This is a genomic window from Pseudovibrio flavus (assembly GCF_009711345.1).
Classification (GTDB): domain Bacteria; phylum Pseudomonadota; class Alphaproteobacteria; order Rhizobiales; family Stappiaceae; genus Pseudovibrio; species Pseudovibrio flavus.
Window position 1 is genome coordinate 87,822 of record NZ_SMMA01000054.1, and the last position, 20,988, is coordinate 108,809.

Genomic DNA, 20,988 nt, shown 5'->3' on the forward strand with positions numbered 1-20,988 from the left:
TGTACTTCCTTAACGGCCCCAACGCAGAGACGGTGCTTTTACTGGTGCATCCCACAGTTCAAGAGTTTTAGCGTCTGCCTTCACGAGTGTGATGGAGAAGCCTTCCATGTCCAGTGCGGTGCAATAGTTGCCAATGAGGTTACGGGCGATTTTGAAGCCCTTGTCTTCAAGGCATTTATGGAGCTTGCGATAAGCGCCATAGAGTTCGGATTCTGGCGTGCCGCCAAGACCGTTCACCATCACGATGAACTCGTCGCCAGCGTTGAACTCGTCAATGGCAACGGTTTCTTCGTCGTACATGCCCATTTCGCGGTTCCATGTACGAACAACGCGGGTGTACGGGGTGTTGTCCAGCAGCTCGTCTACCATCTGCGCTACAAGCGTGTCGCAGTCGGTGTATTCGCGCCGTTCAATGCCCGGCTCACCGTGGATACCAACGCCGAATTCGATTTCGTTGTCAGCAAGGGTGAAGGATGGCTTGCCAGCAGCTGGCACGGTGCACGCGCCAAGGGCAACACCGAAGGAGCGGGAGCGGTTGTTGAGGGAGCGGGCCAGATCTGTTGCTTCATCCAGATCAGCGCCAGCTTCAATGGCAGCGCCCACCAGTTTCTCGATGAGAACGGTTGCGCCAACGCCGCGGCGGCCTGCGGTATAGAGGCTGTCTTTTACTGCAACGTCGTCATCAATGGTGACGGAAGCGACAGGGATGTCGTCAAAGTGCAGCAGCTCAACAGCAGATTCAAAGTTCAGAACATCGCCGGTGTAGTTCTTGATGAGAAGCAGAACGCCCTTGCCGGTGTTAACGGCTTTGCCGCATTCGTACATCTGGTCCGGGGTTGGGGAGGTAAAGACCTGACCCGGGCACGCTGCGGTCAGCATGCCTTCGCCGATAAAGCCGGCGTGCATTGGCTCGTGGCCAGAACCACCACCGGAGATCAGCGCAACTTTATCGCCGCAAACCTCACGGTAAACGTAACGTGGCTCTTCGCAGAACTTTAGCTCTGGATGCGCAAGTGCCAAACCTTCAAGCTGCTCGGCTACTACATCTTCAACGCGATTGATTAGCTTCTTCATTGTTTCCCAAAACTCCCAGAACAGTCGATGAGCTTCTACCCGTTTATCTTATCTTTATGGCGCAAACCCAGTTGCCTTGATGGCATTTTCAAGGGTGTGGCCAGTGGGGCTTTACAGGCTAAAACATCACAGAACAGACAGTGAGAAATCAGCAATTACGCATAGGGATGCGCTCTTCCGTACATTCATGTGGAATTAAAACGACAGAAAATGACAAAAACGTGCATTTTTCGGTCATTTTGGAGCGTGAAAGAGGTATTTTTCAGCTTCGCCGCGACATAAATGCTGTTTGCGGTCCTGAAAAAGGAGTTCCAGAAAGTGGAATTGCTCAACCTTTCTGGGGAAATCTAGCGCGCAAATCGCGTTTCTAGGCAATTTTGCGTGAAAAAAGTTTTCATTCTGGGCGCTTTTTAATGATTGGCCGCCCAATTAAAGGGTATTGGGCGGCTTAAGTCGCAAAATCCAGATGAAATGATGAACCACTCTTCTGGTTCAATATATCACTTAGGCAGCCTTAAGATTCAGTCTGCCCTCGGAAGTCACAGGTGGGCACCAGTAGTAGGCACCAGTGATAGGGCGGGAGAAACGGAACAACCCGTCAACGATGCCGTCATCCAGTCCGAGCATGCGCTTCATCTGAACTTCAAACGGCCAAAGCGATGCGCCGTAGGCAACAAACATGAGGCCCTTGCCATCGTCATCCATAAACGGCATGGAACGACGAACAACGAAGGCTGGCTTTTCGAAGCTGTTCTGGCCCGTGCGTTTTACGTGGGAAGAGATAGGGCTTTCTGGAAACTCGTAGTTATCTTCCAATCGGCGACCAATGACGTCGTCGCGTTCTGGTACCGGCAGGCTGTTGAAGTACTCCAGATCATGGATCCACTTTTGTACTGCAACCAAACTGCCGCCGCGCTGGTTCGCTGAACCTTCAGCAACAATTGCCGCTTCAACGGCTTCTTCGCCAATCGGGTTTTCTGTACCGTCTTCGTAGCCAGAAAGGTCTCGGCCACCTTTATATAGGAAGGCATCTGTCGCGTTTAGCAAAACAAACGCTTCGCTGAGTTCGCCAGTGACAGTTTTGGAGCGTGTTTCAACTTCTTCACGGTCAGCGCCGCGTACCCAAACCCATAGCTCATCTTGGGTTTCTGGGGCTTCAACACCGCGCACACCAGTAAGGGTGGTGAACGGCTTAAGACCGAGGGACTCAGCTTTTTCTCCGAGCAGGGCAGGGCCTACGCCAATAACGATGGTTTCGTTAACGTAAAGTGATGAGAGAACCTCAAGAGCCTGCTCATTTGAGCACCCTTCTTGCAAACCAAAATGCAAGTAGCAGGCAAAGAGAGGCAAATCGGCCAAAATGCCGGTTTGGTAGTTATTCATATACAGTGACCCTTGCAGCATAGATCTTATTAAGTGGGAGCTACCCCAGCTCCGTGTTCCTGCATCAAGTAATGCAGGCTTACATTTGATGGGTGCAGATTATTGCTTCTTGGTGTGATTGCGAGATTAGTTAAAGTCCCTATTCGGGTCTTTGGTAATTATCTTTTAAATTCATATAGTTCTAAGATATCGTCACTTTAATAACATATTCCGCAGGGTGATTTGGACCATGCGCCAGATGGTTCCGGCATGGCCCGATAGCGTGGATGTCACGCCTGCCGCCAGACTCTGATTCTGTCGTTAATCCCCAGTAGAAAGACGCTTCACAGAAAGAACCCTTAGTCGCAAATGATGCATTATTATGCAGTGTGATTGATTATTAATCGGGCACTGCCTGCGGAACATTCAACCAAATACGCACAAATACTTCCCTATCGTTATTAGACTTTCATTTAAGAAAATCTCATTTAAAGAAGCCGCTTCAACAGCGCATCGCTAGTCGATTACTTGTGATCCGCACCAAAAAGAGAACTTAAAAACCAATATGGCGAAGAAGATAGTTAAGCTGGGCACCATCGCTGCCCTGAGCCTCGTTGCGTCTGCTGGAGCTTCCCTAGCGACCGATTTGAAAATCTCCGTATGGGGCGGTGGTTACGCCGAAAAATTCGAGAAGCATATTGTTCAGCCTTTCGAAGAGGAAACCGGCATTTCCATTACACTCGACGGCGGTCGCAGCACCGAACGTCTTTCCAAGCTGATCGCAACACGCGGTCGTGGCGCGGATCTTATGATCATCTCCGATTTCCAGATGTTTGAAGCGTCCAAGCGTGGCCTGCTTCAGCCTGTAGATCGCGCAAACATCCCGAACATCGATCGCCTCTATGACTTCGCTCAGGACCCGATCGGCGGCGGCATGTGCCCGGCCTTTACCGTTGTTGCAGCTGGCATTGCTTACAACAAAGACCACTACGAGACCGCTCCTACAAGCTGGGGCCAGCTCCTCGATGGTTCTTCCAAAGCGAAGTCCGGTTATCCTGACATTGCACTTTCCTACGGCATCCCGTCTTTGATCCTGTTCTCCGAAATGAACGGTGGTTCTATCGACGATCTTGCTCCTGGCATCAAAGCTATTCAGGAAGCAAAAGACGATCTGCATTTCTTTGGCGGTCGTGACGTTCTGGAAAGCATCAACATGGGCGATGTTTCCATCGCTCCGCACCTGAACATCTTCGTGAAGAAAGATCCTGAAGCAACAATCCAGTTCACTTGGCCTGAAGAAGGCGCACTGGGTCTGCGTAACATGATCTGTGTAGTTAAGGGTTCTAAGGAAGCAGAAGCTGCCGAGAAGTTCATCAACTACTTCATCTCCGCTGATGTGCAGGCAAAGTGGCTTGAAGTTTCCGGTGACGAGCCAGTCAACAAAGACGTTGATATGAGCAAGGCTGATGAGCTGCCGCTGAACCTTCTGGGTAAAGAAGCGCTCGAAAAAGCTAACTTCTGGCCAATCGACAAGATCATCGCCAAAAAGCCTGAATGGGTTTCCATGTGGCAGGAAGAAGTGATCGCAAACTAATAGTGCGATCGAAACATCAATAAAATCAAGGAGAACGGCTTGCCAATGCGAACCGTTCTCTTTTGGCTTTTTAGGCCATGTTGAAAGACCCGGATACGGCGCTATGTCTTCTATTGAAATTCAAAACCTGTCCAAGAACTACGGTGAAGTAACCGCAGTGCGCGATGCATGCTTTGCAGCGGAACAGGGCTCCTTCGTTAGCCTGCTCGGCCCAAGTGGTTGCGGCAAGACCACAACCTTGCGCATGATCGCGGGCTTTGAGGATATCACAAGCGGCGATATCAAACTGGGCGGCAAGTCCATCAAAGGCACCCCGCCATGGAGACGCAACATCGGTGTTGTGTTCCAGTCTTACGCTCTATTCCCGTTCATGACTGTTCTTCAGAACATCTGCTACGGTTTGAAAATGCGCGGCGTTCCTAAAAACGAGCAGCTTGCTCGCGCCCGCAAGGTTATGGAGATCGTTGGTCTTCATGAGATGGAAAACCGCTACCCGCGTCAGCTCTCCGGTGGCCAAAAGCAGCGCGTAGCGCTTGCTCGTTCCATCGTAATCGAACCAGAGATCCTTTTGCTCGACGAACCGCTTTCCGCACTTGATGCCAAGATGCGTGACGAAATGCGTTTCGAGCTTAAGCGCATCCAGCGTACTTCCGGCGTTACTACTATTTTCGTGACACACGATCAGGAGGAAGCGTTTGCCCTTTCCGACAAGATCGTCGTCATGAACAAATCCGTTGTGCGTCAGGTCGGTACGCCTCGCGAGATCTGGGAAGAGCCGAATTCTGAATTTGTTGCAGGCTTTATCGGCGTAGAAAACCTCTTGCCTTGCCACATCGTTGCTGAAGACGGCCGTGCATTCGGTCAGTTTGGCTCCCACCGACTTGAAACCGATGCAAAACACATTGGCAAACAGGGTGAGTTCGTTCTCGGTATTCGCTCTACCGATCTCGTCCCGCTTGCGGACAACGGCCAGTGCGGTCAGAACAACACCATCTGCGGCGAAGTCGTGGGCGAAGTTTATACTGGTGAAGCGAACATCTACCAGATCAGCTCTCCAATGAGCGACAAGCCGATCACCGTGAAAACGCGTCGCGATCACCGCCTGTCGGGCAGCGTTTGCCTTGCCGTTGACCCTTCCAAGGTCATGGTTCTGGAGCGCGGTTGATTATGGCTTCTGAACGCTCTTTCTTTACGAACGGATACGCGCTTTCCAGTCCGGCCTTCACATTGGTTGGTCTGATTGCGCTGGTTCCGGTGTTACAGCTGTTTGCTTCGGCTTTTTGGTCTTTCACGACTGAAAGCTACACCCTCGCAAACTTCACCGCGCTGCTAGACAGTAAAATGGCTACGCAGGCATTCTGGCGCTCTATTCGCGTATCGCTTTGTGTAACTGTTGTAACTGTTCTGCTTGGCTATCCGCTTGCCATGGGTCTTTTGCGCGCTGGTAGCCGTATGCAGTCCTTGCTGCTAACGCTGCTTGTGTTTCCGCTGATGGTCTCTGTGGTGGTTCGCGCCTATGGCTGGCTTGTTGTACTCTCCCCATCGGGTGTGCTTAACAAGCTGCTGCTGAATCTCGGCATCATCAGTGAGCCTCTGTCGCTCATTCACAACGAGGCTGCGGTTATTATCGGTGAGTCACAGTTGCTACTGCCTTACATGGTGCTGGCGCTTGTTGCGACCTTGCAAAAGGTTGACCCAAGTCTAGAGGAAGCATCCCTCAGCCTTGGAGCGAACCCGCTGACAACCTTCTTCCGCGTTATTGTTCCGATGAGTATTCCCGGTCTTCTGTCCGGTACGTTGATGGTGTTCTCGCTGGCTATCACCGCCTTTGCAACACCGTTGCTTTTGGGTGGTGGCAGAACCCCGATGATGACCACGCTGGTTTACAGCTTCGCCTTCACCACCTTCGAGTGGGACAAAGCAGCAGCTGTCGGCATTGTTCTGGCGGTACTGGCTCTCTTCTTCGTCTGCGTACAGCGTTGGGCGGCGAAGGTCGGCCTCAAGTCTTTCGGGTGATTGGTATGTCTCAAGCAAATAACTATGCCGCCGAACGCATGATGTGGTCCGCAAGCCGCGGCCTGCTGTACCTCACCATTCTGGCTGGCTACATCTTCCTTCTGGCACCGATCTTCATCGTGGTGGTGGCTTCGTTCACAAACGATAACTACCTGCTGTTTCCGCCAAAGGAATTCTCGCTGCATTGGTACTATGAGGTTTTCTCGCTCTCATGGTTCCGCTCTGCGCTGCTTAGCTCGCTGGTGATTTCGGTAATCTCTACAACCATCTCTGCTGCGATTGGCATCTTTGTCGCTCGCGCACTGGCGCGCATTCCGTTCCGTGGTAAAGCTCTGGTGGAACTGGTTGTCTTGTCTCCGTTGCTGCTGCCAAGTGTGGTTCTGGGCTTTGCGCTCTTCAACTTCGCGGTCTACTTCGCGATTGAGAACAACAACTTCATCAACCTCGTTGCTGGCCACGTACTGATCACCATTCCATTCGTGGTGCGTTCTGTGTGGGCGGCAATGGCAGGGGCGGATGTCTCTCTTGAAGAAGCAAGCATGAGCCTTGGCGCAACGCCTGCACAGGCGTTCCGTGATGTGGTTCTGCCGATGGCGCGCCCGGGCATCATCGCTGGCTGTATTCTTGCGTTCACCTATTCGTTCAACGATGTGACTCTGTCGATCTTCCTCGCGGGCTCCAATACCACAACCCTGCCGGTACAGATGATGTCTCACATTGAGACTTCTGGCGATCCGTCTCCGGCGGCGATCTCTTCGCTGATGGTTGGTTTGACCATGATCTTCTTCGTGATCATCGCCAAAACCGTAGGCTTGAAAATCTTTACGGACCGATAAGTTCAAGGGGCGCTGTGGTGCCCCTTTTTCCTTAACCCTGTTTGTTTGAGAAGACCGAGTTATGTCTGATCTATTTTTCAATAAGTTTCCTAAAGCGGAACTGCACTGCCATCTCTACGGAACCATTCGTGAAGAAACGCTGGCCGACTTCGTCCGTGCTTCTGGCGAGCCTCTGCCTGTTAGCGAAGTGCCAGATTACTATGTTCGCGGTGATAAGCCGAAGGGCGTGCTACACATCTTCCGCATGATGGAAGAGCACATTCTAGGCAACACAGATCGTCTCTACCGCTTGACCTATGAATGCCTTGAAGATGAAGCGCGTGAAGGTGTTCGTTACATCGAGCTGTTTTGGAACTACACCGAAACCGGCCGCTTCTCTGGCCAGAGCTATGCGACCTTGCAGAGCGCAATTCTTGCCGCAATGCGCGATGCTGAGAAAGATCTCGGCATTGTCTCCCGTCTGATCCCGGCGGTTGACCGTGAGCGTTCTGAAGAAGCTGCAGCAGAACTGGTTGAGCTCGCTATCCAGCACCGTACCGACGAAGTTGTTGGCATTGGTATCGATTATCGTGAGAACGACCATCCGCCAGAAAACTTCTGGAAGGCCTATCAGTTGGCTCGCCGCGCTGGTCTTAAAACCACCGCGCACGCTGGCGAATTTGGCTGCCACCACCGCAATGTTGAAACCGCAATTGACCTGCTGAAGGTTGATCGTATCGACCATGGTTACACCGTGCTGGATTGCCCTGAGCTCACCAAGCGCTGCGCAGATATGGGTATGGTCTTTACCGTGGTGCCGACCAATTCTTACTACCTGCGTACTTTGAAGCCGGAAGAATGGGCGCAAAAGCATCCGATCCGCTTCATGAAAGACGCTGGTATCAAGATCCATCCGAACACTGACGATCCAACCTTCCATAACGTGACACCAGCGTTGGCGTGGAAGATGATGGTCCGTGACTTTGGCTACTCCATTGATGATCTTCGCGAATTCACGCTGAACGGCCTTGATGGCGCGTTCATTGACGACGTAACCCGTCGTCAATGGAAGCGTGAGTGGATTGCTGAGTTCGATGCACTTCGTGCCGAACACGTAAAAGACTAAAGCTAGTTTGCAGACGGTTTTTCAAGGGCCTGCGGTTTCCGCAGGCCCTTTTTTATGGGCAGGCCTAGTGGTTCAAAATGTGAGGAATAAGCTCGTTTCCTCGCTATGATTATTCTAGGGGAAGTTGGGTTTTAAGCGATGCATTCCAAGCTGAATTTCTACAAGCTTGAGATTTTTTGCAATGATCCCACTAGACATGAGAGCTTTACTTCAATATTAACTGCGCCTCTCCTGCATTATACTTCCTACAGGGAAATACGAAGAGTTTCCGTTTGAGGTTAGGGGCAATGTTATTTGCAGGTATAACAACTTAAACATAAGCAGCCTCAGCAAGGGAGCGCCATGTCTGCAAATAATCCTCGTCTGTACCAAGAGATTGGTGAGCAACTGAAACAGCAGATTATTGATGGCGTCTTCAAGGTTGGTGAGAAATTACCTCCCGAGAGAACAATTTGTACCGACTACGGCATCAGCCGCACAGTTGTTCGCGAAGCAATTATTATGCTGGAGCTTGAAGGCTTGGTATCTGTTCGCAAGGGGTCGGGAATTCATGTCATTTCCGATACGCCAAGAACGTCCAAGGCCGAAGATAATGTGATTGAGCAGGCTCTGCGGCGCTTAATCTCTGAAATGCAGTTTACCGGACCTTTTGAGATGCTTGAGGCGCGTCAGTACATCGAGTGCCTTACTGTTGAGTTGGCGGCCAGCAAGATAACGGATGAAGATCTTGGGAAGCTCGCTTCTATTCAAAGTAGAGCTAAGGCGGAAGATCGGGCTCGCGACTCTGATTGGGATAAGGATTTCCATATTCAGATCGCTAGGTCTACGGGCAATTCGGTTATCGCGCTGCTTGTTGAGATGATGTGGCATGGTCGCGCTAAAAATCCGCTATGGACCAGTCTGCACAAGCATATCGATGAGAATGATTTGAATAGCTGGTGTGCCGAGCATCAAGCGATCATGGATGCGCTTGCGGTGCATGATCCCAAAAAGGCCCAGTACGCTATGTGGTCCCACTTGGAGAGTACCAAAAAGACGCTTTATTCAGCTTCTTCCGCTGTGAAGGAGGAGTGAGCTTTTCTCACTGAGTTTGACAATTAACCCGCCTCTGGCGGGTTTTTTATTTTCGCCTACACCTATACGCGAGTTGTCAGACACCTTTTTCGGTGCTGGCAAAATGTATAATACCAATTCCAACCTATAATACCAATTTTCCAAGAAACAAGACGCCGCACGGGTGTTTATACCTATGTGCGTTTTGTCGCGCCATCCGTTGTAGTGAAATCATGTCTGAATCAAGAAATAGAGTCTATCCTGTTATACAAGATAGTATTTATTTAGTTCATGTGGAAATAAATGTCATGCAACTTCTATATTATTACATATAAATAAGATGAGGTATTGTTGGCTAGGCTTCAATATTGAAGAAAAATCTAGAATAAGTTCAAACAACATTGATTGTCTATAAATATTGCTCGTGAATGTGGCAAATAATGGCGACCTGCCACATTTTGGCAAAGATATATCGCGGCACTCTGCGAGACTAGCATGGTAGAAGGCTACGTCATTTTCCCAATTGCTGCATGTGAAATTGGTATGACAAAAGAGACCCGAGCACGGATACGAAGAAAAAGTTCTTATACCGATTTTCTAATAGGAGGCACTCGGTATGGCGCGCGATTTTTATAGCAACCCAAGCTTTGGAACTCGTCCCGTGACAACAAAAATCGGGAAAACTATTATGTCTGCAAATTTCACAAAGTTCGCACTTGGTCTGGCTGTAGCACTGCCAACTGCACTTGCATCTTTCTCTGCAACCGCAGTTGAAGCTGTTACCATTCGTTTGGCACATAACCTTGAGCCAAGCCACGTTGTTGCAATGGCTCTGGAACAGCTGGGTGACGACCTGAAGGAAATGTCCGGCGGCAAAATGAAACTGCGCATCTATGGCTCTGGCCAGATGGGCGGTCCTCGTGAAACTCTCGAAATGCTCCAGCAGGAAGCTCTGGACATGACCAAGGGTTCCGCAAGTGAGATGGAAGCATTCGAAAGCACCTTCTCCGTATTCTCCATGCCTTACCTGTTCCGCGACAAAGCGCACTTCCACGAAGTTCTCTACGGAGAAATCGGCCGTGAAATGATGGCTCTGCCGAAAGACAAAGGCTTCATGGCAATTGCTGCTTACGAAGCAGGTGAGCGCAGCTTCTACGCTACTAAGCCGATCAAGAGCCCTGCAGATATGAAGGGTCTCAAAATCCGCGTGGTTTCTACCCCAACCACCAACCGCATGATCGAGCTTCTCGGCGCTTCTCCTGCACCAATCGCATTCGGTGAAGTTTACACCGCGATCCAGCAGGGCGTTATCGATGGCGCAGAAAACAACGAGCCATCCTACTACCACACCCGCCACGTTGAAGTTGCTCAGCACGTTGCTCTCGACCAGCACACCTCCGTGCCTGACTACCTCGTAATCTCCACTGCTACTTGGGATGCACTGTCTGCTGAACAGCAGGAAATCCTGATGAAAGCTGCTCGTAAGTCTGAAGACTACCAGCGCGAACTGTGGGACGCAGAAGTAGAAAAGTCCATCAAGCTTTCTAAAGAAGCTGGCGCGACTTTCTATGAAGTAGACAAGACCGCATTCCGTGCAGCTCTTCAGCCACTGTACGACGATGCTGCTGCTGACCAGAACAAAAACGCTTGGATCCAGCGCATCGAAGCTGCTGGCAAGTAATCGCAAAATATCGAGGGGAAGGGGCTTTGTCCCTTCTCCTTCTTGTGGCTTGCCACGACAAGACTAGAGCGAAATCATGCTTCCCCAAAAAATCAAGAAACTTCTCGACGGCGTCATCGCCATGTTCAGCGCTTCTGTCATGGCACTTCTGGTGGTCTGCGTCACCTGGCAGGTTTTCAGCCGCTACGTTCTTAACGAGCCTAGCACCCTTACCGACGAAATCGCGCGCTTTGCTATGATCTGGGTTGGTCTTCTTGGCGGTGCTTACTGTGTTGGCGCAAAACGCCACCTAGCGATCGATCTGCTTACCGGCAAGCTGGAAGGCGCAAAAAGACATTTGTGCGACATCTACACCAACTTGTTCGTCTGTTTCTTTGCAGCTGCTGCGATGATTGTCGGCGGTATGCGTCTGCTTCTCAAGGTGCAGGCTACTGGCCAGATCTCCCCTGCGCTCGAACTGCCAATGGAATACGTCTATGCGGTTCTGCCTTTGAGCGGCGTCATCATCGTTATCTATACCCTTCATTTTGCTGTTGAAGCGCTGCGCGAACTGATCAGCAATAAATCCTCTGCTCCGAAGGAGAATTAAGATGGATTGGCTCATTCCACTCGTCCTTTTCGGATCTTTCTTCCTGCTGGTTTTTACCGGCGTTCCTATCGCCTTCGCTCTGGGCATCTCCGCGATCTTCGCTGGTGGCATGATGATGCCGGTGGAAGTCATTCTGGCTGTTATCAGTCAGCGTATGGTCGCTGGTCTTGATAGCTTTGCCCTGCTGGCAATTCCGTTCTTTGTTCTCGCTGGTGTGCTGATGAACAGTGGCGGCATTGCAAAACGCCTTATCGCGTTCTCCCAGATTCTGGTTGGCCAGATGCCGGGTTCCATGGCGCACGTAAACGTTATGGCAAACATGCTGTTCGGCTCCATCTCCGGTTCTGCAACTGCTGCTGCAGCGGCAGTTGGTGGCACCATGGCGCCCCTGCAGAAAGAAGCTGGCTACGACCCTGCATACTCTGCTGCTGTAAACGTCACTTCCTGTATTACCGGCCTTTTGATTCCACCATCCAACGTTCTGATCATTTATGCTCTGACCGCTGGCGGCATCTCTGTTTCCACCCTCTTCATGGCTGGCTACCTGCCGGGTATCCTGATGGGTCTTTGCTTGATGGCAGTTGGTGCAATCATTGCAAAGCGTCGTAACTACCCGCTGTCTCCAAAGCCAACTTTGAACCAGGCTCTGAAAATCACTTGGGAAGCAATTCCAAGCCTGATGCTGGTTGTGATCGTAATGGGCGGCATCATGGGCGGCGTATTCACCGCGACTGAAGCATCCGCTATCGCAGTGGTCTACGCTTTCTTCCTGTCCGTGATCATTTATCGTGAAGTGAAGTTCTCTCAGCTGCCTCAGCTTCTGATTGACTCAGTTGTGATGACCGCGATCATCCTCATTCTGATCTCCATCTCTATCGGCATGTCTTGGGTTATGACCCGCGCTGACATTCCGTTCATCATCACTGATGCAATGATGGCGATCTCCGAGAACCCGATCATCATCCTGCTCATCATCAACGTCATCCTCCTGATTGTTGGTGTGTTCATGGACATGACACCTGCAGTTCTGATCTTCACCCCGATCTTCCTGCCTATCGCACGCGACATCGGCATGGATCCAGTTCACTTCGGTATCATGCTCGTAGCGAACCTGTGTATCGGTCTGTGTACTCCACCTGTAGGTGCAGCGCTGTTCGTTGGCTGTACTGTGTCCGATGTGAAGGTTCACGACATGATCAAGCCAATGCTGCCATTCTTCGGCGCACTGCTCGTCGCACTCGGCCTGATCATCTATGTGCCTGAACTTTCTCTCTTCCTGCCGCGTTTCTTCGGCATGATGTAATTGAAAGCGAGTGGGGAAGCAGCTGCCTCCCCACTCAAATAACCCCCGCATAGTCGGGGAAGATACCGAACATCACCAACTAGAACGCGACAGTTAATACAACATAGGGTGGTCTTGCCGGGATGACCTCGGCAGGCAACGCCCCTCCCTTGCCCAAAGGCAGGCCAGGACTACCGAGACTCTCATGAAAACCACCTTAAAGATCCATCCAAACGATACAGTTTGCGTCGCCATTCAGGCGCTCAAGTCCGGTGATACTTTCGAAGGTGTAACGCTCCTTGAGGATATCCCAGCAGGTCACAAGTTCGCATTGAAACCAATTGCCGCCGGTGATGACGCCATCAAGTACGGCTATTCCATCGGCAAGGCGAAAAGCGACATTGCAGCTGGTGCCCATGTGCATGCGCACAACATCAAGACCGGTCTCGGAACCGACGAAACCTACACCTATTCCGGCGTGCCTGTAGAAGACGCCATTGTCAGCGATATTCCAACCATCAATGCCTTTGTTCGCAAAAACGGCGATATCGGCATTCGCAACGATCTCTGGATCGTACCGCTTGTTGGCTGCATCAACGGTGTAGCGCAAAACGTTGCGCGCCAGTTTGAAGCCTCCGGCAAACTGCCAGAAGGCGCTCAGGTTCTTGTTCTTTCGCACCCGTTCGGCTGCTCCCAGCTGGGCGACGATCTGGATAACACCCGCACAATCCTGCAGAACCTCGTTGTTCATCCAAATGCTGGTGGTGTGCTGGTTCTGGGTCTTGGCTGTGAAAACAACACCATGGCTTCCTTCAAAGAAGGCTTGGTACTGCCAGATGAGTCTCGCGTTCGTTTCATGGTCGCGCAGGACTTCAAAGACGAAGCAGAGATCGCTACCGGCTTGCTCGACGAGCTTTGCGAGCAGCTGCACAACGACAAGCGCGAACCGGTGGGCGTTGATCGTCTGCGCATCGGTTTGAAGTGTGGTGGTTCTGACGGTTTCTCCGGTATTACCGCAAACCCGCTTCTTGGCTCCATGTCTGATTGGTTGATCGCTCGCGGCGGCACTTCTGTTCTGACCGAAGTGCCGGAAATGTTCGGCGCAGAGCGTATCTTGATGGCGCGCGCTGAAAACCAAGGCGTTTTCGCGGACATCGTTACGCTGATCAACGACTTCAAGCAGTACTATGTGGATCACAATCAGCCGATCTATGAGAACCCGTCTCCGGGTAACAAGGCTGGCGGTATCACCACATTGGAAGAGAAGTCTCTCGGCTGCACCCAGAAGGCTGGTACTGCAATCGTTCGCGATGTGAAGCGCTATAAAGAGCGCATCGAAAAACGCGGTCTGAACCTGTTTGAAGCACCGGGCAACGACGGCACTGCGATTACCGCTCTTGCTGCATGTGGCTGCCATATGGTGCTGTTCACCACCGGCCGCGGCAACCCGATGGGCTCTGTTATTCCAACCGTGAAAGTTGCTTCCAACAACGAGTTGGCTGCCAACAAACCCCACTGGATCGACTATTCCGCTGGCCCTGTAGCGCAGGGCAATGCCAGCCTTGATGAAGTATGCGAAGATTTCGCAGCCTATCTGATGGACGTGGCCAACGGCACCCAAACCCGCAACGAGATTACCCGAAATCAGGACGTGGTGATCTTCAAATCGGGCGTAACGCTTTAAAGAACTCCAGCGCTCCCGACAGACTGAAATGCTTGTCGGGAGTATCTGCAAAATTAACAAGCTCACCACAAGAGAGATCACTGATGGAACGAGTGAATGCATCTAACCTGAATGGCCGTGCCCGCCCGACCGAGCGCGTTATTCAGTTCGGCGAAGGTAACTTCCTGCGCGCGTTTATCGACTGGAAAATCGATCGCATGAACGAAGAAGTCGGCACCGACTTCGGCGTTGTTGTTGTTCGCCCTATCGATGGCGGTATTCCAATTTCCCTGAACGACAGCGACGGCGTTTACACCGTTCTGTCTCGCGGTGTTGGCGAAGATGGCAATGCGTTCTCCGACGCTCGTCCGATTTCCGCAATCCGCCGTGAAATCTCCGCCGTTCATGACTGGGAAGAAACCCTGTCTCTGGCACGCAATACCGACTTCGTAGCTGTTGTTTCCAACACCACCGAAGCTGGCATCACCTATGTGGCAGACTGCAAGAAAGACGATGCGCCACCTGCATCCTTCCCTGCAAAAGTAACCCGCATGCTGATGGAACGCTTTGAAGCATGTGGCCAGTCTGAAGCTCCGGGCTTCCACTTCCTGCCTTGCGAACTGATCGACAAAAACGGCGACACCCTCGAGAAGGTTGTTCTCAAGCACGCTGCTGACTGGGCTCTTTCTGAAGAGTTCGTCGCATGGGTTAAAGAGAAGAACGCATTCTACAACACCCTTGTTGACCGCATCGTACCGGGCTACCCGCGTGACGAAGCAGACGCAATCGAAGCAGAGCTAGGCTACAAAGACCCTCTGATGGTTGCTGCTGAGCTGTTCCACTTCCTCGTTATCGAGAAGCGTGACGACCAGCCTGAACTGGTGATGCCACTTGCTGAAAAAGACAGCGGCACCATCGTTGTTGCTAATGCCGACGGTTACAAAGAACGCAAAGTAGCGATCCTCAACGGTTCTCACACCGCTCTGTGCCCACTGGCACTGGTAGCAGGTATCGACTCCGTTAAGGAAGCAATGGACAACGGTCCGGCAAACGCATTCCTCAAAGGCATGCTCGAAACCGAAATCATGCCGTACCTGTCTCTGCCACAGGACGAGCTGAAGGTGTTTGCTGAAGAAGTTCTACGCCGCTTTGCGAACCCGTTCATCGCGCACCGTTGGTACGACATCTCCCTCAACGGTATTGCGAAGTTCCACACCCGCAACCTGCCACGCTTTGAAAAGCACAAAGAAGTTTCCGGCCACGCACCTCGTTACATGGGTCTTTCCCTTGCTGCATGGCTTGCATTCTACACCGGCAACTTTGCAAAAGCTGCAGACCTGCCAGCACGTGACGCTGACGATGTGAAGGCAAAGTTTGCTGAAATCGCAGCGCTGAAAGACAGTGACGGCGTTGAAGCAATGGTTCGTGCATTCCTGCGTGAAGAGAGCTTCTGGGGTAAGAGCCTCGAGTGCTGCTCATTGGTAAAAACTGTTGTCGAAGGCTTCGATTTCCTCACCGAACAGCCATTCGATCTTGACCGTCTTGCCTTTTGGGATGTAGGCGGCAAGAACTGCCAATGCTGCGGATAATAAATTAACGCGCAGGGTCTCAGGGCCCTGCGTTTTTTAGAAGAATAATCAAATCTGGAGCCTCTCTAATGAGCAGCTTTCTGACTGAAGACTTCCTCCTTCACACCGATGTTGCACGTGAACTGTATCACGACTTCGCGAAGGACATGCCGATCATCGACTATCACTGCCACCTGCCTCCTCATCAGGTTGCCGATGATCACAAATTCGAAAACCTGACCCAGATCTGGCTGTACGGCGATCACTACAAGTGGCGCGGCATGCGCACCAACGGTGTTGCTGAACGTTTCTGCACCGGCGATGCTTCCGATAAAGAAAAGTTCCTGAAGTGGGCTGAAACCGTTCCTCAGACCCTCGGTAACCCGCTGTACCACTGGACCCACCTTGAGCTGCGTCGTCCGTTCGGCATCGATGATGTTGTGCTGAACCCAGAGACCGCAGAAGGCGTGTGGAACCGTGCAAACGAACTGCTTGCTACCCCTGAGTTCTCCGCTCGCGGTATCATGAAGCAGATGAACGTTGTGATGGCTGGCACCACCGACGATCCAATCGACGATCTGGCAGCTCACAAGAAAATCGCTGAAGACGCAGACTTCAACGTTCAAGTTCGTCCAAGCTGGCGCCCTGACAAATCCTTCGTAATCAACGCTCCGATTTACCCTGAGTACATTGCAAAGCTTGGCGAAGTTTCCGGCGTTGAAATCGTGAAGTTTGCTGATCTGTGCGATGCGCTTTCCAAGCGTATGGACCACTTCGCAGCACACGGCTGTAACATTTCCGACCACGCGCTTGACGTTGTTGTTTACGAAGAAGCGACCGAAGCTGAACTGGACGCGATCATTGCAAAGCGTCTCGGCGGTGAGCTGGTTTCCCAGCTGGATGCAAATCGCATTCAGACCGCAGTAATGGTCTTCCTCGGTAAAGAATACGCAAAACGCGGTTGGGTACAGCAGTACCACATCGGCGCGCTGCGCAATAACTCTGACCGTATGCTGCGTCTGCTCGGCCCGGACACCGGCTTTGACTCCATCAACGACGGCCTGGTTGCTGCTCCTCTTGCTAAGCTCCTGAACGCTCTGGACACTGAAGATGCTCTGCCAAAGACCATTCTTTACTGTCTGAACCCACGCGACAACGAAGTTCTGGGCACCATGTGTGGCTGTTTCCAGGGCGGTGAAACCGCTGGCAAAATCCAGTTCGGTTCCGGCTGGTGGTTCAACGACCAGAAAGACGGCATGCTGCGTCAGATGGAACAGCTCTCCCAGCTGGGTCTGCTGTCCCGCTTCGTTGGTATGCTGACCGACAGCCGTTCGTTCCTCTCCTACACCCGCCACGAATACTTCCGTCGTCTGGTTTGCCAGCTGATCGGCAAGTGGGTTGTAGAAGGCGAGGCTCCTCGCGACATGAAGCTTCTGGGCCAGATGGTTCAGGACATCAGCTTCAACAACGCAAACGAGTACTTCGGTTACAAGATCGAGCTCTAAACGTTAAAAGGCTGAAACTCCGCGCTAATTCTTTGATGAAACGCGCAGCAGCCTGACAAAAAGAAAATTGGCCCGCCCTCGGCTACCGAGCGGCGGGCTTTTTTATTTGCAATCACGCCAGCGAAAATCATAACCACGGTTTTAAAATGACTTTGCCTAGTACTTCGTGATTTTCGACTAGCCGGTGTGCCTCTCTAATTTCACGAAGAGGGAGCTCGCATGCAATTTGTGGCTTGATTAACCCGCGTGAAAGAGCCTCTAAAAACACTCTCTGGTCATTGAGCCGTGAGCCGCGGATACCAACCACATTCATCTCCTTGGAGACGAGGTCCATGATCGACCAAGGTAATGGGCCGCGCTGCACGTCTCCGCCGACGGGGCAGATTGTTCCGCCTAGTCGCAGTGCTGAGAAACTAAGATCTAGTAGATCCGGATTGCCTGTAAATTCAATGGAATGCTCAACACCTTGGCCACGGGTAAATTGCAATATTTGCTCCAGAGCCGAGGTGATATTAGCAGGGTCGACCACGAGATCCGCGCCCAACTCATACAGGGCTTGGCGTTTCTTTTCGCTTCTGCTTGTTGTGATAACAGATGCACCTGAAAGGCGTGCCCACTCTAAAGTGGCATATCCCATCCCTCCGGATGCGCCGGTAACGAACACAACATCTCCCGGACGGACATTGCACCGATCCACCACGATACGGTGACTTGTCGGGTACGACCAAGAGCCAGCAGCGGCAGCCTCGTAACTCACATTGTCGGGCAGCTTCATCCAGTAATGCTCTGGACGGGAGACGTACTGCGCGTTGCCACCCTTCATCGCATGTCCAGGGTAATCAATGCCAACCGACAGGTTACCCAGCCCGCGAACAGCATTCAGGTCCGATGGGTTTTCAGGATGAACTAGGCCAAGCACGCGGTCCCCGGCGGAGAACGCTCTCACATGCTCTCCTACCTCAACAACCTCGCCGGTTGCTTCACGGCCAAGCTGCTGAGGAAGGGGAAAAGCGGCCCTACCAGGAAGGCCCTTGTTCTCAAACTTGGCGAAGAGGTCGCCGTTTCTGTATTTGATATCCCAACCAGAAACAGAGGTCGCCATCACCTTTACCAGAACGTCGAAAGGGCCAACTTCCGGAAAGGGAAAATCTCCATACTCGAGAACGTCCAAACCACCACATTGATTGATGCGCGCTGCTTTCATCATTTTCTAACGCCTTCTTCTCTGTTATTGTCAATCTAGATTTACATTGAAAGGTGTCCGGATTATGTCAATCAAGATTGACGATGAGGCGGAGTATTTTCTTGCTGATAATGTGAAGGGGCTAATGCAAGACTATGTTTCGCGTACGAACGTGGAACTCATGGAGTGGAGAGAGGGTTCAAGCTTCGCCAACCTACGAGAGGGCGATGTGCGTTTGCTTGGTCTTTTAAGAGGCCAGACCCTGTCGCTTTCCGATCTTGCTCGAAAGGCTGGAATTACGCGGCAGGCTGTTCATAGCGCTATGCACCGTCTTAGTGACGAGGGGATGATTTCACTCGTTGCTGCCCCCGATGATCGGAAGCAAAAGAACATTCAAGTCACGGAAAAAGGGCATGCGTTTCGAAACTCCGTTGCCGAGATTTTACAGGCACAGGAACGGCGCCTTGAAGCGAAGCTAGGGGCTGAAGAATTTCAGAAATTAAAGGCACTTCTTGTGAAGGCGATAAGCTAGCGAAGGACGGTATAGTCGTTTGGCCCAATGGGGTCGGCCAACGATTTGGTTAGGGTTCTGTTGATTTGCCAATTGTATCGGCGTGTTCGCACTATGCCGCTGGTCCTGTGATTTTGCATAAACTGGACCTTTTAAAGATCCGGTTTGTGGGTAGTTCTGTCCGTAGATAGCGCTGAACCAGTTGGCGCATTTATGTTTTTAGGATTACAGCATGACCGGACTGGAAGACCTTTATCCGCGACCACTATCAGGGCACATCGTCACTACGCCGCCACCAGCCCTTGTACCGCCGCGCACCGCTATTGAGGGGCAGCATGTGGTGCTTGAACCGCTTAACCCTGTTGAACATTGCAGTGCGCTTTATGTGGCTAGCCATAGCAGCGAAGAAGTGCTTCATATCTGGGACTACATGAAGGTTGGGCCGTGGGCAGAGGAAGACGCTTATATGGCCTACCTGCGCCAACTTTCCTCCAGCTTTGACCCTGTAGCCTATGTTGTCCGCTCCAAGGAAACCGGCAGCATTTGCGGGCAGATCACCTTCCTCGACATTCATCCCGAAACCGGCGTGATTGAGATCGGTAACATCTGGTTTGCACCGGAGCTACAGCGTACCCGGGCTGCGACCGAGGCTCTATTCCTGATGATCAAGCAGGCCATGGATGATCTTGGCTACCGACGTATGCAGTGGCGCTGTAATGCGCTCAATAAAAAATCCCGCCAAGCGGCTCGCCGTCTAGGCTTCCGCTTTGAGGGGATTTTCTACAACGACACTATTGCGAAAGGTCGTAACCGCGATACCGCTTGGTACTCCATTCTGGACAGTGAATGGCCTGAGCTGCGTGGCATTATCGAAAGCTGGCTTGCGGACGATAACTTCGATGCGAATGGTCAGCAGAAGCAGTCCCTCTTGGAAATGACGGTAAGCAGAGAACCCACCGAACGCCGCTCACTCGAAGATGTATGACGGCAAACCCGCGACGGCTCCCAATCAGCGTTTAGCGTTTTGCTGACCCCGTTTCTTTCCACATTCTGAGCGCGGCAGAACGTGCTGCGCTCAGTATTCCCAGTTCTTCGCAAACTCGAAAAACTCCTTGGCTATAGGGCTTTGATACTTGTCTCGGTGGACAAGAAGAGAAAACCGGCGGGTGAGGGGCTGCTTTAATGAAACCTCGCATACATCGCCGCGCGCTAGCGCATCTTTCACCGCCAGCCGAGAAAGGCATGAAAGCCCTAAGCCAGCGCTAACCGAGTTGATAATTGCCACGGGGCTATTCAGCTCAAAAGCAAGTGTCCAACCGGTCAGGCTTTTTGTTATATGACTGGCAAAGAACTCCCTGGTGCCCGAACCTTCTTCCCGCAACACCCAATCTCGTTTGCTAAGGGCTGAAACAGGAATTGGTGCTCTGGAGGCGAGGGGATCATCTTTGGCGCAGATAATCACCATCTCATCTTCTCTCCAGTCTTCGCAGATGAGCTCCTTGGCGGAGACAAAGCCTTCCACCAGACCAATATCCAATTGGAAGGAAAGTAAGGCATCAACAACATCGCGGGTGTTTGATATCTCCAGCTCTTGGCTCATGTGGCCGGTTGAGCGCCTGAAGTCACCAATTAGGAACGGCGTGAGGTTGTTTCCCACCGTATAACTGCTTCCGATTTTGAGCGTTCCACGTGCACCGCCATCCTCAGCGAAAAGGTGGCCAATTGCCTCTGCTCGCTCAAGCAGCTCATCAGCCAGAGGTAGAAGCAGGTGTCCTTGCTCATTCATCAAAAGACGTTTGTTGAATCGGTCAAAAAGACGTCTTCCTAGTTGCCGCTCCATCTCGGCCAAAGCCATGCTCACGGCAGGCTTGGTGAGGTTAAGTAGTTCTGCTGCAGCGGTAATTGAGCCTTCCTGAGAAATGGCTCTAAAAACCTTTAGTTGTTTGAGCGAGACGTTCATGGCTTT

18 protein-coding genes are annotated in these 20,988 nt (G+C 51.8%); 14 read left to right on the forward strand and 4 right to left on the reverse strand.

Annotation, left to right across the window (positions count from 1 at the left end; all coding sequences use genetic code 11):
- Positions 1 to 9: 9 nt before the first annotated feature.
- Both dhaK and E1162_RS04535 read right to left on the reverse strand, forming a co-directional pair.
- On the reverse strand, positions 10 to 1,074 hold the full coding sequence (gene dhaK / locus E1162_RS04530; RefSeq protein ID WP_155127460.1) for a dihydroxyacetone kinase subunit DhaK: 1,065 nt from the start codon (positions 1,072 to 1,074) through the stop codon (positions 10 to 12).
- 504 nt (positions 1,075 to 1,578) lie between these two features.
- On the reverse strand, positions 1,579 to 2,457 hold the full coding sequence (locus tag E1162_RS04535; protein WP_155127463.1) for a Dyp-type peroxidase: 879 nt from the start codon (positions 2,455 to 2,457) through the stop codon (positions 1,579 to 1,581).
- A 544-nt stretch (positions 2,458 to 3,001) separates the two neighbouring features.
- On the opposite strand from E1162_RS04535, the gene E1162_RS04540 reads away from it, so the two are divergent.
- The 12 genes from E1162_RS04540 to uxaC all read left to right on the forward strand — a co-directional run bounded on the left by E1162_RS04540 (position 3,002) and on the right by uxaC (position 17,328).
- Positions 3,002 to 4,030: an extracellular solute-binding protein gene (locus tag E1162_RS04540; RefSeq protein WP_155127466.1), complete on the forward strand. Its 1,029-nt coding sequence runs from the start codon at positions 3,002 to 3,004 to the stop codon at positions 4,028 to 4,030.
- Between the two features lie 103 nt (positions 4,031 to 4,133).
- A complete protein-coding gene (locus E1162_RS04545; protein ID WP_155127470.1) occupies positions 4,134 to 5,195 on the forward strand; it encodes an ABC transporter ATP-binding protein in 1,062 nt (353 codons plus the stop codon).
- A 2-nt stretch (positions 5,196 to 5,197) separates the two neighbouring features.
- Entirely contained in the window at positions 5,198 to 6,046 is an 849-nt protein-coding gene (locus tag E1162_RS04550; protein WP_155127473.1) for an ABC transporter permease, read from the forward strand.
- 5 nt (positions 6,047 to 6,051) lie between these two features.
- Positions 6,052 to 6,882, forward strand: a complete 831-nt coding sequence (locus E1162_RS04555) for an ABC transporter permease (RefSeq protein WP_155127476.1) — start codon at positions 6,052 to 6,054, stop codon at positions 6,880 to 6,882.
- A gap of 61 nt (positions 6,883 to 6,943) precedes the next feature.
- A complete protein-coding gene (add, locus tag E1162_RS04560) occupies positions 6,944 to 7,987 on the forward strand; it encodes an adenosine deaminase (RefSeq protein ID WP_155127479.1) in 1,044 nt (347 codons plus the stop codon).
- A 342-nt stretch (positions 7,988 to 8,329) separates the two neighbouring features.
- The gene (locus E1162_RS04565) at positions 8,330 to 9,061 is read left to right on the forward strand and encodes an FCD domain-containing protein (protein WP_155127482.1); all 732 of its coding nucleotides are present in this window, start codon (positions 8,330 to 8,332) and stop codon (positions 9,059 to 9,061) included.
- Between the two features lie 667 nt (positions 9,062 to 9,728).
- A complete protein-coding gene (locus E1162_RS04570) occupies positions 9,729 to 10,721 on the forward strand; it encodes a TRAP transporter substrate-binding protein (protein WP_155127485.1) in 993 nt (330 codons plus the stop codon).
- A 76-nt stretch (positions 10,722 to 10,797) separates the two neighbouring features.
- Positions 10,798 to 11,310 carry a TRAP transporter small permease gene (locus tag E1162_RS04575; RefSeq protein WP_155127488.1) on the forward strand — a complete coding sequence of 171 codons (513 nt, stop codon included), beginning with the start codon at positions 10,798 to 10,800 and terminating at the stop codon, positions 11,308 to 11,310.
- A 1-nt stretch (position 11,311) separates the two neighbouring features.
- The gene (locus tag E1162_RS04580) at positions 11,312 to 12,613 is read left to right on the forward strand and encodes a TRAP transporter large permease (RefSeq protein ID WP_155127491.1); all 1,302 of its coding nucleotides are present in this window, start codon (positions 11,312 to 11,314) and stop codon (positions 12,611 to 12,613) included.
- Between the two features lie 184 nt (positions 12,614 to 12,797).
- Positions 12,798 to 14,276: a UxaA family hydrolase gene (locus E1162_RS04585; protein WP_155127494.1), complete on the forward strand. Its 1,479-nt coding sequence runs from the start codon at positions 12,798 to 12,800 to the stop codon at positions 14,274 to 14,276.
- A gap of 83 nt (positions 14,277 to 14,359) precedes the next feature.
- On the forward strand, positions 14,360 to 15,844 hold the full coding sequence (locus E1162_RS04590; RefSeq protein WP_155127497.1) for a tagaturonate reductase: 1,485 nt from the start codon (positions 14,360 to 14,362) through the stop codon (positions 15,842 to 15,844).
- A 68-nt stretch (positions 15,845 to 15,912) separates the two neighbouring features.
- Positions 15,913 to 17,328, forward strand: a complete 1,416-nt coding sequence (uxaC, locus tag E1162_RS04595; RefSeq protein ID WP_155127500.1) for a glucuronate isomerase — start codon at positions 15,913 to 15,915, stop codon at positions 17,326 to 17,328.
- A gap of 127 nt (positions 17,329 to 17,455) precedes the next feature.
- On the opposite strand, the gene E1162_RS04600 is transcribed toward uxaC, so the two are convergent.
- Positions 17,456 to 18,535 (reverse strand): quinone oxidoreductase family protein, encoded by a 1,080-nt coding sequence (locus E1162_RS04600; RefSeq protein WP_155127503.1) that lies wholly within the window; start codon positions 18,533 to 18,535, stop codon positions 17,456 to 17,458.
- A gap of 61 nt (positions 18,536 to 18,596) precedes the next feature.
- Here E1162_RS04600 and E1162_RS04605 point away from each other — a divergent pair, with 61 nt between their 5' ends.
- Both E1162_RS04605 and E1162_RS04610 read left to right on the forward strand, forming a co-directional pair.
- Positions 18,597 to 19,043 (forward strand): MarR family winged helix-turn-helix transcriptional regulator, encoded by a 447-nt coding sequence (locus tag E1162_RS04605; protein WP_155127506.1) that lies wholly within the window; start codon positions 18,597 to 18,599, stop codon positions 19,041 to 19,043.
- A 211-nt stretch (positions 19,044 to 19,254) separates the two neighbouring features.
- A complete protein-coding gene (locus tag E1162_RS04610; RefSeq protein ID WP_155127509.1) occupies positions 19,255 to 20,007 on the forward strand; it encodes a GNAT family N-acetyltransferase in 753 nt (250 codons plus the stop codon).
- A gap of 90 nt (positions 20,008 to 20,097) precedes the next feature.
- On the opposite strand, the gene E1162_RS04615 is transcribed toward E1162_RS04610, so the two are convergent.
- Positions 20,098 to 20,988, reverse strand: an 891-nt coding sequence (locus tag E1162_RS04615) for a LysR substrate-binding domain-containing protein (RefSeq protein ID WP_257098667.1), incomplete at its 5' end; no start/stop codon positions are given.